Genomic DNA, 15,170 nt, shown 5'->3' with positions numbered 1-15,170 from the left:
CTTCTCGACATGTGCAGTTTGTCCGCAACACCGTCTTCGGAAACTAGTCGGTGACGTAACGATCCGGCAACTCAGAAAATGCACTGCCGGATTGCGCAAAACGACCATCACGCTGGCGCGGAGGACTGAACGCCCACAGCAGCAGTTACGCAGTGCACTCAATTGGCAATCGAAACTTCTTGCGGATTACGCCGTTCGGTCCGCCTCGTCGTCAACTGACGCGGCAGGAATGGCAGTTGAGTGAGTTGAGTGCACTGTCACCGTAATTCCCGTAATTCCTTCGCAAAGCAGCCGCTTCCAATCCGGAACGGCGACCGGTCGCTGATGAGTGGAAGATGACGACAGATGCGGTTGCAAAATCAGCATCACGCGGGATTTGGTAGCGGGAGAGGGACTCGAACCCCCGACCCCAGGATTATGATTCCCGTGCTCTAACCAGCTGAGCTACCCCGCCACAGGGTACGCGAGGGCCGAATAAGGCCGATCTCGCGAACGCGCGGCATATAAGGAAGGGGGCGGCGGGCTGTCAATCCGCCTTCGCTAAAGCTTCCGCCTTCGCTGACGCTACGGCGCGACAAGTCGGCGGGACAGGGCCGTTGCGGGCGGATTTAGCACGAGAAACTGCGATTTTTTGGCACCGGACTCGTGGAGAGTCCCCCCTCACCCGGAATCCGCGCCTTGCGCGGATTCCGGCCTCTCCCCGGTGGGGAGAGGCGAAGGCGCTAGAGGCGAAAAACCGCCTATTTCGGCCTGACCGAGGGGTCGCCGCCGGGGCTGCCGGGGGGCGGGATGACGGGCATGGTGCCGCCGGTCGAGGGCGCGGGGGCGTGCATTTCGGGGTCTACGCCGGAGGGCGGGCAGAGCACGCCGTCGGATTTGGCAAGTTTATCGCCGAGCGGTTCCCTGGCCTGGCCGGTGGTGGTGCCGTCGGGGGCAGCGCTGCCGCGCAGCCGGTCGGAGGGCGTGCAGTCGGTGGCGTGCTGCGGGGACGGCGGCGCGGCCTGTTGCGGCGGCGTCGCCGGGGCGGGCGGGGCCTGCGCGATCGCGGCGCCGGAGGCGGCGATCACGAGGCCCGCAAGGATGAGGTTTGATGTCTTGCGCATGGGAGGGAAACGCCGGGGTTGGGCCCGATGTTCCCGCCAAAGCGCGAAGTGATCGCGCATCAAATCACGACGAATTTAGATTCGATTGCCGCCGCAAACTCGGTGCCCCTCTCCCGCTAGCGGGAGAGGGGGCGCACCGCCGGTTTGGCTGCGCGCGAGGCCAATCTCGTCACGATTTAACGTAGCGGATCAGCGAAAAATGACCCATCGGGGGCATCGGCCGGCGCTCGGCGAGCGTGATGCCGCCGTGTTTGGCGGCCCAGTCGACCAGGCGCTGCCACGGGAATTCCGGGCGCCAGCCGAGGCGGCGGGCTAAGGGCGCAAACGCAAGCTCGGAGAGTTTTCGAAAACCACTCTCGGCGCCGATGTGGTTGACGAGGATCAGTTCGCCGCCGGGCTTGAGCACGCGCACGAACTCGTCGAGCGTGCCTTCGGGATCGGGCACGGCGGTGATGACATATTGCGCGACCACCGCGTCGAAGAAGGCTTCGGGGAAGGCGAGATTCTTCGCATCCATCACCGAGAGCACTTCGACATTGGACAGGCGCATCGCGCGCACGCGCGCCTGCGCCTTGCGCAGCATCGGCTCGGAGATGTCGACGCCGCAGATTTTTGTGGTGCGCGCATAATCCGACAGCGAAAGCCCGGTGCCGACGCCGACATCGAGGATGCGGCCGCCGATGCGGTCGGCCTCCACGATGGTCGACTGCCTTCCGGCGTCAAACACCTTGCCGAACACGAGATCGTAGACCGGCGCCCAGCGGCCATAGGCCTTCTCGACCCCGGCCCGCGAGATGTCTGCTGCCATGCCCCCTGCCCTGAAGATTCTAGAGTTTAATAGCTGTTGGTGAGATCAAATCCAGCCCCGCGCGCGCTCTGGGCCTCTCCCGCTTGCGGGAGAGGTCGGCGCGCTCGCAAGAGCGCGGCGGGTGAGGGCTTTATCCGCTCGCGAGATATCGCTGGTGGAGAGAGCCCTCTCCCCAACCCTCTCCCGCAGGCGGGCGAGGGGGCGCATTTCCGGTACCGCGGCAGTGCGATCCGACTTCATGATTAGCCGCGCACGGCTTCTGCGAGCGGCCGCGCCGCGTTGCTTGCGACCTTCGCCGCGGCGCTCTGGATGAAGCCGCCGCCGAGCACGCGGGCTTGCCCCGTCGGTGCGTCGTAGAACACGCAGGCCTGGCCGGGCGAAACGCCCTCTTCGCCCGCGACGAGCTCGACTTCATATTGGCCGTTGCCGCCGCGCAGCCACGCCGGCTGGGGGCTGCGGGTCGAGCGCACGCGCACGAACATCTCGAGGCCATTGCCGATGGCGCGGTCGATGTCGCCGTCGCCGATCCAGTTGATGTCGCGCAAGCTGATGCGGTGCATCTTCAGCGCCTGGCGCGGGCCGACCACGACGCGGCGGTTGGCGGCATCGAGCCGCACCACGAACAGCGGCGCGGCTGCCGCAATGCCGAGGCCACGGCGCTGGCCGACGGTGAAATTGGCGATGCCGTGATGCTGGCCGAGCACGCGGCCGTCGAGATCGACGATGTCGCCGGGGTCCATCGCGTTCGGACGCAGGCGGGTGATGATGTCGGTGTAGCGCCCCGTCGGCACGAAGCAGATGTCCTGGCTGTCGTGCTTGTCGGCGACGGAGAGGCCAAAGCGGCGGGCGAGCTCGCGCGTCTCGGGCTTGGTCATGTCACCGAGCGGAAAGCGCAGATAGTCGAGCTGCTCCTGCGTGGTCGCGAACAGGAAATAGCTCTGGTCGCGATCGCCGTCGGCGGCGCACACCAGCGCGCGCGAGCCGTCGGCGCGACGGCGCGAGGCGACGTAATGGCCGGTGGCGAGCGCGGTGGCGCCGAGTTCGCGCGCGGTCTTCAGCAGGTCGCGAAACTTGACCGAGCGGTTGCACTCGATGCACGGCACCGGCGTCTCGCCGAGCGCGTAAGAGTCGGCGAAATTGTCGATGACGGACTCGCGGAAGCGGTCCTCGTAGTCGAGCACGTAATGGGGAATGCCGAGCTTGGCCGCGACGTCGCGGGCGTCGTGGATGTCCTGGCCGGCGCAGCAGGCGCCCTTGCGGTGGGTCGCCGCGCCATGGTCGTAGAGCTGGAGCGTGATGCCGACGACGTCATAGCCTTCCGCCTTCAACAGCGCAGCCGTGGTCGAGGAATCGACGCCGCCCGACATGGCGACGACGACCCTGGTGTCCTGCGGACGGCCTTCGAGATCCAGACTGTTGAGCATGGGCTTAAGCGGTTTGACGGCGGCGATCCGCGATGTGGTGCCAATTCCTGTGCTTTGGGCCGGGACATCAGCAGTCCCCGGGAACGTCGGTTCCCCCGGGGGCTGTCATGCCCGGTCGAAAGCGGCTGAGAGCACCCTTTAATATAGGCGGCATTCCGGTGAAGCAATCGCGCGGGCCGAAAGCTGAGGGCAATTCTTGCCGGGGCGGCAGAAATGCCGGGGCTGGAAGGGCCCTCTCGGCGCGGGCACGGATTCTCAAGGTATTGATTTTACTTAACAAAATAGAAAAGCGCGGGGCTGGCCCGCTCCTTGCTAACCTCCTGGTCCGAAGATGTTTTTGAGGGGTCGCCTGTGGTTGGTGTGACGTCAGATGTAGCTGCGAGCGTGCCAGTCGCCAGCGCGCAGCAGAAGCCTGCCCGGTCGCAGAGCTCGAACACCTCCCCGAGCGACTCCTTCGGTTCGCTGGTCGACAGCAACACCCAGGCGATCAGCAACAGCGCGTCATCCTCGAGCCAGGACCCCGCGCCGCGGCGGACGGATTCCTCGTCGTCGTCGTCGTCCTCGTCCGACCGGAGCACGCGCGACAGCTCGTCGACCGATCAATCCTCGCAGAGCCAGGCGAGCAACAGCACCGATTCCTCGGCACCGCCGGCCGGTGACACCACGCCCGATCCGGCCAAGGCATCCGGAAAGAGCAAGGACAAGGCTGACGCCTCCAGTACCAAGTCCGGCGACAAATCCGACAGCGCGAAGAGTGACAAGACCGACGGCACCGATGGCCTCGCCGCCGCCGTGGACGGCGCGGCCAATGCCCAGACCGCGGCGACGCAAGCCGCCGTGCCCGATCCGAACGCGATCGTCGTCGCGCCCGTCGCGCCGGTCGATCCGAATGCGGCCGCGAACCAGGCCGCCAGCACCGCCCCCTCGCCGCTGACGATCGCGGCTGCCGGCATCGCCGCCAGCGCCTCGACCGCAGCCCAGATCGCAGGCGCCAAGACCGACGCGACCACCGGCGACAAGACCGGCAAGACCGGGGACGCCAAGACTACCGACGCGAAGACCGCGCTTGGCGATGCGGCAACAGCGACGACCGATGCCACGGCGGCCGATGCCAAGGCGAACGCCGCGCAGCTCACCGCCGTCGACCAGGGCACGCCGAAGACGTCGTTCAAGGCTGCCGCCACAGCGCAAGGCGAGAGCGACGTCTCCAATATCGGCCAGGACGCGGGCAAGACCGCGGCTGCGGCCACCACGCAAAATGCCGCGACGGCTGCCGCCACCAACGCCGCCGCGCATCCGCAAGCCGCCAAGCCGCAGGCTGATGCGACTGCGACCGATGCGAAGGCCGGCGCAACCGATCGCACCGCCGATGCCACGCCGGCGGCGCCAACCCCGCACGTTCATGCCGACACGCAAGCCGTTGCAGCGGCGACGGACGCCAGCGCGCAGGCGGCCAACGCCGTGCAGGCGCCGCTGACCACGACGACATCGACTGCCAGCGCATCGACCGCGACGCTCACCGCGACCGCGGCCACATCCACACCCGTACCGATCAGCGGCCTGCCGGTCGAGATCGCAGCTGCCGCGCGTGCCGGCAAGACGCGGTTCGACATCAGCCTCGACCCGGTCGATCTCGGCCGCATCGACGTGCGCATCAATGTCGACCGCAACGGCCAGGTCACCTCGCATCTCACCGTCGAGAAGCCGGAGACGCTGTCGCTGCTGAAGCAGGACGCGCCGCAATTGCAGCGCGCGCTCGACGATGCCGGCCTCAAGACCGGCAGCAACGGGCTTTCGTTCAGCCTGCGCGACCAGAATTCGTCGGGGCAGAACTCCGGCAACAACAACGACAATAACGGCAACGCCCGCCGGCTGATCATCAGCGATGACGATGCAACTCCCGCGGCGCCCGTGAGCCGCAGCTATGGCCGCATGCTCGGATCGAGCAGCGGCGTCGACATCAGAGTGTGAGGAGTATTCGCAGATGACCACCACGAATTCCGCCACCGCACCTGCCGTCGTCTCCGGCACGACGCAGACGTCATCGTCGTCGTCCTCGTCGAGCTCGAGCCTGGGCTCGTCCACCGGCGCGACGCTCGCCGGCAACTTCCAGACCTTCCTGACGCTGCTGACGACGCAGCTGCAGAATCAGAACCCACTCGATCCGCTCGACACCAACCAGTTCACCCAGCAGCTGGTACAGTTCGCCGGCGTCGAGCAGCAGCTCAAGACCAACGATTCGCTGTCGCAGCTCGTCACCCTGCAACAGACCACGCAGGCAACGCAGGCGCTGGGCTTCGTCGGCAAGACCGCGGTGGTCGACGGCACCACCGCGACCATGACGAATTCGTCCGCGACCTGGCACCTCAACGTTCCGACCGACGCGACCGTCGATATTTCCGTCGCCAATTCCAGCGGCCAGACCGTGTTCACCGGCAAATATACCGCCGGCGCGGCCAGCGACGTTCCCTTCACCTGGAACGGCCAGGGCAATGACGGCACGCAATGGCCGGACGGCAAATATACGATCACTGCGACCGGCAAGGACGTCGCGGGCAACAACGTCGGCATCGCGGCCCAGGTGCAGGGCACGGTGTCGTCCGTCGACCTGACCCAGTCGCCGCCGCTGCTCACGATCGACGGCACCAGCTACACCCTGAGCCAGGTGAAGAGCATCGTCGCCACCAGCAGCACCGGCAGCTAGGCCTCGCACCTCCCGATTCGTGCGATTTGCAGGCCTCGTTCGTTAGTAAAGTATTTACGAAGACCCCGCTCGGCCGGCTGAAATCACCTGTTCAGCCCGCCGGGCCGGTCGCGTTCCAGCCAGTTTCAACGAGAATTGTATTGAACCCTTAGGCTTAGCGGATTTTTAAGTCGCCGCGCGTAGGGTTACGGCGTGAGTTCAGTGGTTGAGAGTTTGTGAGTACGCCATGACAGAACCCCATCGCCCGAGGGTAAAATACGTCATCGGGCCGGACGGCAGTCCGCTGACGATTGCAGACTTGCCCGCACCCGGCACCAAACGCTGGGTCATCCGCCGCAAGGCCGAAGTCGTCGCCGCCGTTCGCGGCGGGCTCCTGTCCCTCGAGGAGGCCTGCAGCCGTTACACTTTGACGGTCGACGAATTCCTTTCCTGGCAGTTTTCCATCGACCAGCATGGTCTTGCGGGGCTTCGCACCACCCGCATTCAGCAATATCGCCAGTAAGCGATCCGGAAATCTGCGGCTTTTGACGAAAATCGGCCCCGCCGCGCGAGGCCGATTTTTTTCATGTTTCCTTTTGGCGCGACTTTTGTCCGAGCTCTTAACCTTCGTTAACCATATCGAAACCATCACCTAGGCAATAATTGCCCAGTCGGCCTTTCCAGTGAAAGCAGCCGAATCTGTCGGGGCGGTTGCTTGCAAGGTCTTGCGGACTTTCTGAAGGGTATCGGCGCCGCCCGGTTCGGGGCGATGATCGCGGTCACCGCCGCGCTCATCGGCTTCTTTGCGTTCGTCATCATGCGCGTCACCACGCCGCAGATGACGACGCTGTTCACCGACCTCAGCGTCGAAGACTCGTCCAGCATTATCAAGGACCTGGAACGTCAGGGCATCCAGTTCGAGCTGCGCAATGAGGGCACCATCATCATGGTGCCGAAGGACAAGGTCACCCGGCTGCGGATGAAGCTCGCCGAGGGCGGCCTGCCCAAGGGCGGCGGCGTCGGCTACGAGGTGTTCGACAAGTCGGACGCGCTCGGCACCACCTCGTTCGTCCAGAACATCAATCATTTGCGCGCGCTGGAGGGCGAACTCGCCCGCACCATCCGCGCCATCGACCGCATCCAGGCCGCCCGCGTCCATCTGGTGCTGCCCGAGCGCCCGCTGTTCTCGCGCGAGGCGCCGGAGCCGTCGGCCTCGATTGTGGTGCGGGTCCGCGGCTCGCTGGAAGCGCAGCAGATCAGGGCCATCCGCCATCTCGTCGCCTCCGCCGTCAACGGGCTGAAGCCGCAGCGGGTCTCGATCGTCGACGAGGCCGGCACGTTGCTCGCCGACGGCGCCCAGACCGATCCGGACCAGGAGATCGGCGACGAGCGTCGCACCGCCTACGAGAAGCGGATGCGCAAGCAGGTCGAGGACATCGTCTCCTCCGTCGTCGGCTCGGGCCGCGCCCGCGTTCAGCTCTCCGCCGATTTCGACTTCAACAAGGTCACCCAGACCTCGGACAAGTTCGATCCCGAGGGTCGCGTGTTGCGCTCAAGCCAGACCCGCGAAGAGCAGAGCATGACCGCCGACAACAACGGCCAGGTCACCGTCAACAACGAGCTGCCCGGCAACCAGCAGAACGGCGGCGTCGCGGCAAAGGACCAGAGCAAGAAGACCGAAGAAACCAACAATTACGAGATTTCCCGCACCACCAAGACCGAGGTCACCGAGGCGGGCCGGGTCAACCGCATCTCGGTCGCGGTCCTGGTCGACGGCATCTATTCCAAGAACGAGAAGGGCGATCTGGCCTATCAGGACCGCACCAAGGAGCAACTCGACCGCATCGCTGCCCTGGTGCGCTCGGCCATCGGCTTCGACCAGAAGCGCGGCGACCAGGTCGAGGTCGTCAATCTGCGCTTTGCGGACGCGCCCTCCACAGCCCCGATCGCGGAGCCGAGCGGTTTCCTCGGCATGCTCCAGTTCACCAAGGACGACGTCATGTACTTCGTCGAGCTCGGCGTGATGATGCTGCTCGGCCTGGTCGTGCTGTTCATGGTGATCCGGCCGCTGGTCAAGCGGATCCTGGCCTCCGAGGAGGTTGCCGCCGCCATCTCCGGCGCCCTCACCGGCCCCGCCGCCTCGGACGATGCCGCGCCGGCCGGCGGCCAGGCGCTGCTGCCGGGCGGCGCCGCGAGCGCGATCGACGTCGCCACCGTCCAGGGCCAGGTCCACGCCCAGTCCGTTCATCGCGTCGGCGAGCTCGCCGAGCGCAACCCCAACGAAACCGTCGCCATCATCCGTCAATGGCTGACCGAACCCGCGAAATGATTCGAGAAGTGATCTGACATGGCCGGCAACCTGCAAAACGCCAACTCGAACGACATCACCAGCGTGATCTCCACGCTCGGTCAGCGTGCCGGCAGCCGCGCGGGCGCCAAGACCGAGGTGGTGGCGGGACCGAAGCGCGCTGCGATCCTGATGCTGGCGCTCGGCGAGCAGTATGGCGGCAAGATCTGGTCGTTGCTCGACGACGACGAGGTGCGCCAGCTCTCGCTGGAAATGTCGACGCTCGGCACCGTCGAGGTCGACACGGTGGAGGACATGCTGCTCGAATTCGTCTCGCGCATGTCGGCCTCCGGCGCGCTGATGGGCAATTTCGACGCCACCGAGCGGCTGCTCCAGCAATACCTGGCGCCCGAGCGCGTCAACGGCATCATGGACGAGATCCGCGGGCCCGCAGGCCGCAACATGTGGGAGAAGCTCTCCAACGTGCAGGAAGAGGTCCTCGCCAACTATCTCAAGAACGAATATCCGCAGACCATCGCGGTGGTGCTGTCGAAGCTGAAGCCGGAGCACGCCGCGCGCGTGCTCGGCATCTTCCCCGAGGAGCTCGCGCTCGACGTCGTCAACCGCATGCTGAAGATGGAGGCGGTGCAGAAGGAGGTGATCGAGAGCGTGGAGAAGACGCTGCGCACCGAATTCATGTCCAATTTGTCGCAGACCCGCCGCCGCGACGCCCACGAGGTGATGGCGGAAATCTTCAACAATTTCGACCGCCAGACCGAAACCCGCTTCATCACCTCGCTGGAAGAAGACAACCGGGAATCCGCCGAGCGCATCAAGGCGCTGATGTTCACCTTCGACGACCTCGTGAAGCTGGATTCCGGCTCGGCCCAGACGCTGATGCGCAACGTCGACAAGGACAAGCTCGGCGTCGCGCTGAAGAGCGCCAACGAGGACGTCCGCAACTTCTTCTTCGGCAACATGTCCTCGCGCGCGGCCAAGATGCTTCAGGACGACATGGCGGCGATGGGCCCGGTGCGCCTGCGCGACGTCGACGAGGCTCAGGCGCTGCTGGTCAACCTCGCCAAGGACCTCGCCGCCAAGGGCGAGATCATGCTGACCAAGAACCGCGCCGACGACGAGCTGGTGTATTGATGGGCGCACCGGCAAAATTCCTCTTCGATACCGACTTCGCCGCTCCCGACCGGACGCGCGAGAAGGCCGCGACCGCAGCCGAGATCGCCCACAAGGTCGCGGAAGCCGAAGCGCGCGCCTATCAGGACGGCTTTGCCGCGGGCCAGCGCGAAGCCAAGGCCGAGAGCGACCGCCGCGTCGCGCTTGCCATGGAAGAGATCAGCATCGCGACCCGGGGAATTGCTTCGGGCATCGGCAATATCGAGAGCAAGATGGAGACCGAAGCGGTCGACGTCGCGGTCGCGGTGGCGCGCAAGCTGTGCGCCGATCTGGTCGCCGCCGAGCCGCATGGCGAGATCATGGCGCTGGTCAAGGACTGCTTCTCGCATCTGGTCGCGACGCCGCATCTCGTCGTCCGCATCAACGACGCGCTCTATGACAGCGCGCGCGAGAAGATCGAGCGGCTCGCCAAGCAGAGCGGCTTCGAGGGACGGCTGGTGATCCTGGCCGAGCCGGAGATTGCGACCGGCGACTGCCGGATCGAATGGGCCGATGGCGGCGTCGTGCTGGAGCGCGGCGCCATCGCAGCCAAGGTGGACGAACTGGTCGGGCGCTATATCGCGTCCCGCAGGGGGAATTAAGCCATGAGCGACACCGACGGACAGGTCCCGCTGCCAGATCTCAACGGCCCGATGCCGCCGACCGGCACCGATGTCGGCTACAACGAGGAAGAATATGCGGCCCGCGTCGCCGCCGACCTCGAAGCCGTGTTCGACGTGCCGGTGCAGGTCTCGGCCGTGCTCGGCCGCTCCAAGATGGATGTCGGCGAGCTGTTGAAGCTCGGACCCGGCACCGTGCTCGAGCTCGACCGGCGCGTCGGCGAGGCCATCGACATCTACGTCAACAACAAGCTCGTCGCCCGCGGCGAGGTGGTGCTGGTCGAGGACAAGCTCGGCGTGACCATGACGGAAATCATCAGGACCGAACGCGGTTAAACAGGGAATGACGCGCGGCAGCGCGACCAGACGGACAGGAGACTGACATGCGGCTTCTCATCGTTGGCACATTGAAGGGCCAGCTCACCACCGCCACCAAGATCGCGATGGAGAACGGCGCCACCGTGACCCACGCCGAGGATCACGAGCAGGCGATGCGCGTGCTGCGCGGCGGCAAGGGCGCCGACCTGCTGCTGGTCGACGTCGCCCTCGACATCCGCGACCTCGTGATGCGGCTCGAGGCCGAGCACATCCACGCCCCGATCGTCGCCTGCGGCATCACCAACGACGCCCGCGCGGCGGTCGCGGCGATCCACGCCGGCGCCAAGGAATACATCCCGCTGCCGCCGGACCCGGAGCTGATCGCGGCCGTGCTCGCCGCGGTCGCCAACGATTCCCGCGAGTTGATCTATCGCGACGAGGCGATGGCGAAGGTCGTGAAGCTCGCCCAGCAGATCGCCGGCTCCGATGCCTCGGTGATGATCACCGGCGAATCCGGCACCGGCAAGGAAGTGCTGGCGCGCTACGTCCACACCCGCTCGGCCCGCGCCAAGCGCCCGTTCATCTCGATCAATTGCGCCGCGATCCCCGAGCATCTCCTGGAGTCCGAGCTGTTCGGCCATGAGAAGGGCGCCTTCACCGGCGCGATTGCGCGCCGCATCGGCAAGTTCGAGGAAGCGACCGGCGGCACGCTGCTGCTCGACGAAATCTCCGAGATGGACGTCCGCCTGCAATCGAAGCTGCTCCGCGCCATCCAGGAGCGCGTGATCGACCGCGTCGGCGGCACCAAGCCGGTACCGGTCGACATCCGCATCATCGCGACCTCGAACCGCAATCTGGCGGAGGCCGTGCGCGAAGGCACGTTCCGCGAGGATCTGCTGTTCCGCCTCAACGTCGTGAACCTGAAGATCCCGCCGCTGCGCGAGCGCCCCGCCGACATTCTGGAGCTCGCCCAGCACTTCGTGAAGAAATATGCCGGGGCCAACGGCGTGCCGGTGCGGCCGATCTCGGCGGACGCGCGCCGCGTGCTCTCCACCAACCGCTGGCAGGGTAACGTCCGCGAGCTCGAAAACACCATGCACCGCTCCGTGCTGATGGCGCAGGGCGACGAGATCGGACCCGACGCGATCCTCACGCCGGACGGCGACCGCCTCGACCTCGCCAAGACCGCGCCCGCGGTCGCGCACGCCACGTTTGCCGCCGAGCAGGTGACGCGGGCGCTGGTTGGGCGCACGGTCGCGGACGTCGAACGCGATCTGATCCTGGAGACGCTGAAACACTGCCTCGGCAACCGGACCCACGCCGCCAACATCCTGGGAATCTCGATCCGCACGCTCCGCAACAAGCTCAACGAATATTCCGACGGCGGCATCCCGATCACCCCCGCCGGCACCCCCGGTGAATATCCGCGGATGCCGATGGTGGGGGCGTAGGGACGCCGCAATATCGAGAGATGTGCAAAATGCCCGGGGCCAAGTCCCGGGCATTTTCTTTTAGTGGAGTGTACGCTGCCGCCAAACCCTCAGTGTCGTCCCGGCGAAGGCCGGGACCCATAACCACAGGGAGAGGTTTGGCGAAGATTAGTCGTTCGGTGCTCCCACTACCGCCAATCGAGAGATTCCGCGGTATGGGTCCCGGCCTTCGCCGGGACGACGGTGGGGAGATATCCCGCTTTGGACCGCGACATGGCCGCACCGCATTCCGCGACTAGGTCGCGCACATGGAACGCCCTATAAGCGCGCTGAGAACCACGCGAGGATAAACATGTCTGAAGCTCAAATCACGGATTGGCTGGCGGCGCAGCGGCAGGCGATGATCGATCTGTTGCGCGACGTCGTGAACATCGATTCCGGGTCCTACGACAAGGAAGGCGTCGATGCGGTCGGCGCGCGATTCGAGCGGCATTTTTCGGAGCACGGCATTCCCTCCCGGCGGGAAAGCCACGGCACCTTCGGCGACGCGATCCATGCGGAAGTCGCAAAACCCGGCAGCAATGAGAAGCCGGTGCTGTTGATGGGGCATCGCGACACCGTGTTCGGCAAGGGCGAGGCCGGCCGCCGTCCATTCACGATTCGCGACAAGCGCGCTTACGGGCCCGGGGTTGCCGACATGAAGGCCGGCCTCGTCATGAACGTGTTCGTGGCGACCGCCTTCCATAAATTCGGCGGCAGCCCGCACCCGATCAAGGTGCTGATCACCTCGGACGAGGAGATCGGCTCGCCCTCGTCGCGGCCGGTGATCGAGCGCGAAGGGCGCGCCGCGCGTGCGGTGTTCAATTCCGAGCCAGGGCGCCCGACCGGCAATGTCGTCACCAGCCGCAAGGGCGGCATCTTCATGCATTTCGGCATCACCGGCAAAGCTGCGCATTCCGGCGCCAACTTCGCCGCCGGCGTCAGCGCGATCGGTGAACTCGCGCACAAGATCGTCCAGATCCACGCGTTGACCGATCTCACCAAAGGCATCACGCTCAATGTCGGCCTGGTCGCCGGCGGCCAGTCCGTCAACACGACAGCGCCCTACGCCGAGGGCCAGATCGACATGCGCTACGTCGATCCGGCTGATCGCGCGCGGGTTATGGCCGAGATCGAAAGGATCATCGCTACGCCTTACGTGCCGGGCACCAGTGCTACACTGACGATCAAGGGCGAGTTCGTGCCGGTCGTGCAGAGCGAGAGCTCGAAGGCGCTGTTCGAAGGCTATCAGGCGGCCGCAAAGCAGGCCGGCCTCACCACGCTCCAGGGCGAGTTCTCCGGCGGCTGCGCCGATTCCGGCTTCACCGCCGCGGTCGGCACGCCGACCATCTGCGGGGTCGGGCCGGTTGGTGGTCTCGCACATTCGCCGGAGGAATATCTCGAGCTCGACAGCATCGTGCCGCGCGCGCAGGCGCTGGCGCTGGCGATTTTGCGGGGGTGAACGCAGGTGCCGTAAGGTGGGCAAAGGCGCACTTGCGCCGTGCCCACCATTTATCTTCGTTGGATAGAAGTGGTGGGCACGCTTCGCTTTGCCCACCCTACGAGACCTCTCAAGTCCTACGAATAACTCGGCGCATCCGGCTTGCGGAAAATGTGGATGGGATCGCCGGGAATGATGGGCTGGCCGCGGAACGTCGCATAGGCGTAGAGCGCCAAATAAGCGATCGCCAGCGCGCCGACGGCGTAGAAGGCTAGGATCGCGACGCGCTTCATCGTTCCGCTCCATTGCCGCCCTGGTAAGGGAGGCTCGGGCGCTTCTAGAGCGGTGACAGGGAAAAGGCCAGCCTGCGCAGCCTGTGGCCGACGGCGATCAAATGCTGCGCCGGCCGCGCGCGGGAAGACTGACGTCCGCGAGCTTTGCGGCGTCCTCGTCCTGGTCCACCGCCACATACTGGCCGTGCCAATAGGCGAGCGCGGCGGTTCGGGTCGAGTTCTTGATGTCCCTGACCCGGCCGATGACGATGCCGTGCGAGTGTCGTTCGACGATCTCCTCGACCTCGCAATCGAACGCCGACAATGCGCCGACCAGCAGCGGAACGCCCGACACGGAAGTCACCCATTTGGCGCCGGCAAAGCGATCGGCGCCCTTCAACCCGCCCTTGCCGGCAAAGCGCTCGGCGACATCGAGCTGGTCGGCATTGAGGATGTTCACGCCAAAGGCGCCATGACGCCGGATCAGAGGGAAGGACGAGGCGTCGCGGTTGATGCTGACCAGCAGCGTCGGCGGATCGACCGACAGCGAGGTCACCGAGGTCACCGTCATGCCGGTGATGTCCTTGCCCCGCCCGGCGGTGATGACGCTGACGCCGCCGGTGAGATGGCGCATGGCGCCGCGGAAATCGGCAGGAGAGATGGGGATTTCGGTCATGAGATCGCGGGGCACTACATTCATGGCAAGCTCCCCGAAGCGGGGTCCCGTTATATTTAGGTGCGATCGTCCGCAGATAAAAGGTGGTTGAGGATCGAGCCTTCGAGGCCCGCGAGCTCGACCGAGCCCCGCGCGCGGGGCCGGGCCGCGTTAACCAAGACGTCGTGGGCGATGCGGCCGTCCTCGATCACCAGCACCCGGTCGGCCAGCGCGACCGCCTCGGCGACGTCGTGGGTCACCAGGATCGCGGTAAAGCCCTGGTCGCGCCAGACCCGCTCCAGCAGCCGCTGCATCGAAATCCGGGTCAGCGCATCCAGCGCGCCGAGCGGCTCGTCAAAGGCGAGCACGCGCGGACGGGAGACCAGCGCGCGGGCGAGCGCGACGCGCTGCTTCTGGCCACCCGACAGCACCGACGGCCACTGGTCGCGCTTGTCAGTCAGACCGACCTCGGTCAGCGCCTTCTCGGCGCGCGACTGCGCGTCGCCGGACGAACGATCGCGACCGAGACCGACCTCGACATTGGAGAGCACCCGCGCCCAGGGCAATAGCCGCGGCTCCTGGAACATCACCCGGATGTCCTCGGGCTGGACCACCGCATCACCGAAGCTGACGCTGCCGGCGTCGATCTTGTCCAGGCCCGCGATCAGGCGCAGCAGCGTGCTCTTGCCGCAGCCGCTCTTGCCCACGATCGCGACGAACTGGCCGGCGGGGATATGCAAATCGATGCCGCGCAGCACCTCGTTGTCGCCGAAGGATTTGCGCAGGCCGCGGATGCTGAGCGGCAGGCCGCTGGTCTGCACCGGCCGCTCCTCGCGTACGACACGTGCCGTTGGCGCGAAATTGGCGCGGCTGGCGAGCTCGGTTTCGGGAACGGAGGTACGAAGCGCTGTCTGCATATC

Annotated in this window: 15 protein-coding genes and 1 tRNA gene; 9 read left to right on the top strand and 7 right to left on the bottom strand. The window is 66.0% G+C overall.

The window, feature by feature from the left end; genetic code table 11:
- Window positions 1–377: 377 nt before the first annotated feature.
- The 4 genes from ABIB73_RS08395 to mnmA form a co-directional block, all read right to left on the bottom strand.
- Window positions 378–454, bottom strand: a tRNA-Met gene (locus ABIB73_RS08395).
- Between the two features lie 286 nt (window positions 455–740).
- Window positions 741–1,103: a hypothetical protein gene (locus tag ABIB73_RS08390; RefSeq protein WP_354222952.1), complete on the bottom strand. Its 363-nt coding sequence runs from the start codon at window positions 1,101–1,103 to the stop codon at window positions 741–743.
- A 169-nt stretch (window positions 1,104–1,272) separates the two neighbouring features.
- Complete coding sequence (locus ABIB73_RS08385) at window positions 1,273–1,911, bottom strand: class I SAM-dependent methyltransferase (RefSeq protein ID WP_354222950.1); 639 nt, start codon at window positions 1,909–1,911, stop codon at window positions 1,273–1,275.
- A gap of 242 nt (window positions 1,912–2,153) precedes the next feature.
- Window positions 2,154–3,335: a tRNA 2-thiouridine(34) synthase MnmA gene (gene mnmA, locus ABIB73_RS08380; protein WP_354222948.1), complete on the bottom strand. Its 1,182-nt coding sequence runs from the start codon at window positions 3,333–3,335 to the stop codon at window positions 2,154–2,156.
- 351 nt (window positions 3,336–3,686) lie between these two features.
- On the opposite strand from mnmA, the gene ABIB73_RS08375 reads away from it, so the two are divergent.
- From ABIB73_RS08375 to ABIB73_RS08335, 9 genes are all read left to right on the top strand, one after another.
- Entirely contained in the window at window positions 3,687–5,306 is a 1,620-nt protein-coding gene (locus tag ABIB73_RS08375; protein ID WP_502918405.1) for a flagellar hook-length control protein FliK, read from the top strand.
- 13 nt (window positions 5,307–5,319) lie between these two features.
- Window positions 5,320–6,039, top strand: coding sequence for a flagellar hook assembly protein FlgD (locus ABIB73_RS08370; protein ID WP_354222944.1), 720 nt, complete (start codon window positions 5,320–5,322; stop codon window positions 6,037–6,039).
- Window positions 6,040–6,265: 226 nt separating this feature from the next.
- Window positions 6,266–6,541: a CtrA inhibitor SciP gene (gene sciP, locus ABIB73_RS08365; protein ID WP_002714638.1), complete on the top strand. Its 276-nt coding sequence runs from the start codon at window positions 6,266–6,268 to the stop codon at window positions 6,539–6,541.
- A 192-nt stretch (window positions 6,542–6,733) separates the two neighbouring features.
- Window positions 6,734–8,347, top strand: a complete 1,614-nt coding sequence (gene fliF / locus ABIB73_RS08360; RefSeq protein ID WP_354222942.1) for a flagellar basal-body MS-ring/collar protein FliF — start codon at window positions 6,734–6,736, stop codon at window positions 8,345–8,347.
- A gap of 18 nt (window positions 8,348–8,365) precedes the next feature.
- Window positions 8,366–9,457, top strand: coding sequence for a flagellar motor switch protein FliG (gene fliG / locus ABIB73_RS08355; RefSeq protein ID WP_354222940.1), 1,092 nt, complete (start codon window positions 8,366–8,368; stop codon window positions 9,455–9,457).
- The gene (locus tag ABIB73_RS08350) at window positions 9,457–10,077 is read left to right on the top strand and encodes a FliH/SctL family protein (RefSeq protein ID WP_354222938.1); all 621 of its coding nucleotides are present in this window, start codon (window positions 9,457–9,459) and stop codon (window positions 10,075–10,077) included. Before fliG ends, ABIB73_RS08350 begins: the two co-directional genes overlap by 1 nt.
- A 3-nt stretch (window positions 10,078–10,080) precedes the next feature.
- The gene (fliN, locus tag ABIB73_RS08345; protein ID WP_354222936.1) at window positions 10,081–10,431 is read left to right on the top strand and encodes a flagellar motor switch protein FliN; all 351 of its coding nucleotides are present in this window, start codon (window positions 10,081–10,083) and stop codon (window positions 10,429–10,431) included.
- A gap of 47 nt (window positions 10,432–10,478) precedes the next feature.
- Window positions 10,479–11,864: a sigma-54-dependent transcriptional regulator FlbD gene (gene flbD, locus ABIB73_RS08340; protein ID WP_354222934.1), complete on the top strand. Its 1,386-nt coding sequence runs from the start codon at window positions 10,479–10,481 to the stop codon at window positions 11,862–11,864.
- A gap of 331 nt (window positions 11,865–12,195) precedes the next feature.
- Window positions 12,196–13,344: a M20 family metallopeptidase gene (locus tag ABIB73_RS08335; RefSeq protein ID WP_354222932.1), complete on the top strand. Its 1,149-nt coding sequence runs from the start codon at window positions 12,196–12,198 to the stop codon at window positions 13,342–13,344.
- Between the two features lie 116 nt (window positions 13,345–13,460).
- Here the strand turns inward: ABIB73_RS08335 and ABIB73_RS08330 are convergent, their stop codons facing one another.
- The 3 genes from ABIB73_RS08330 to ABIB73_RS08320 all read right to left on the bottom strand — a co-directional run bounded on the left by ABIB73_RS08330 (window position 13,461) and on the right by ABIB73_RS08320 (window position 15,167).
- Window positions 13,461–13,616: a hypothetical protein gene (locus ABIB73_RS08330; protein WP_201724249.1), complete on the bottom strand. Its 156-nt coding sequence runs from the start codon at window positions 13,614–13,616 to the stop codon at window positions 13,461–13,463.
- A gap of 97 nt (window positions 13,617–13,713) precedes the next feature.
- Window positions 13,714–14,295 (bottom strand): flavin reductase family protein, encoded by a 582-nt coding sequence (locus ABIB73_RS08325; RefSeq protein ID WP_354222930.1) that lies wholly within the window; start codon window positions 14,293–14,295, stop codon window positions 13,714–13,716.
- Between the two features lie 32 nt (window positions 14,296–14,327).
- Window positions 14,328–15,167: an ATP-binding cassette domain-containing protein gene (locus tag ABIB73_RS08320; protein WP_354222928.1), complete on the bottom strand. Its 840-nt coding sequence runs from the start codon at window positions 15,165–15,167 to the stop codon at window positions 14,328–14,330.
- Window positions 15,168–15,170 lie beyond the last annotated feature (3 nt).

The sequence above is a fragment of the Bradyrhizobium sp. F1.4.3 genome (assembly GCF_040548375.1).
Classification (GTDB): Bacteria; Pseudomonadota; Alphaproteobacteria; order Rhizobiales; family Xanthobacteraceae; genus Bradyrhizobium.
The sequence above is the reverse complement of the archived record's forward strand: the minus strand, read 5'-3'. Positions and strand labels throughout refer to the sequence as shown.

Excerpts from the sequence above, each read along its gene's own strand:
- ABIB73_RS08390 (WP_354222952.1), bottom strand. The coding sequence starts at position 1,103 with ATGCGCAAGACATCAAACCTCATCCTTGCGGGCCTCGTGATCGCCGCC.
- ABIB73_RS08385 (WP_354222950.1), bottom strand. The coding sequence starts at position 1,911 with ATGGCAGCAGACATCTCGCGGGCCGGGGTCGAGAAGGCCTATGGCCGC.
- mnmA (WP_354222948.1), bottom strand. The coding sequence starts at position 3,335 with ATGCTCAACAGTCTGGATCTCGAAGGCCGTCCGCAGGACACCAGGGTC.
- ABIB73_RS08370 (WP_354222944.1), top strand. The coding sequence starts at position 5,320 with ATGACCACCACGAATTCCGCCACCGCACCTGCCGTCGTCTCCGGCACG.
- sciP (WP_002714638.1), top strand. The coding sequence starts at position 6,266 with ATGACAGAACCCCATCGCCCGAGGGTAAAATACGTCATCGGGCCGGAC.
- fliG (WP_354222940.1), top strand. The coding sequence starts at position 8,366 with ATGGCCGGCAACCTGCAAAACGCCAACTCGAACGACATCACCAGCGTG.
- ABIB73_RS08350 (WP_354222938.1), top strand. The coding sequence starts at position 9,457 with ATGGGCGCACCGGCAAAATTCCTCTTCGATACCGACTTCGCCGCTCCC.
- fliN (WP_354222936.1), top strand. The coding sequence starts at position 10,081 with ATGAGCGACACCGACGGACAGGTCCCGCTGCCAGATCTCAACGGCCCG.
- flbD (WP_354222934.1), top strand. The coding sequence starts at position 10,479 with ATGCGGCTTCTCATCGTTGGCACATTGAAGGGCCAGCTCACCACCGCC.
- ABIB73_RS08335 (WP_354222932.1), top strand. The coding sequence starts at position 12,196 with ATGTCTGAAGCTCAAATCACGGATTGGCTGGCGGCGCAGCGGCAGGCG.
- ABIB73_RS08330 (WP_201724249.1), bottom strand. The coding sequence starts at position 13,616 with ATGAAGCGCGTCGCGATCCTAGCCTTCTACGCCGTCGGCGCGCTGGCG.
- ABIB73_RS08325 (WP_354222930.1), bottom strand. The coding sequence starts at position 14,295 with ATGAATGTAGTGCCCCGCGATCTCATGACCGAAATCCCCATCTCTCCT.
- ABIB73_RS08320 (WP_354222928.1), bottom strand. The coding sequence starts at position 15,167 with ATGCAGACAGCGCTTCGTACCTCCGTTCCCGAAACCGAGCTCGCCAGC.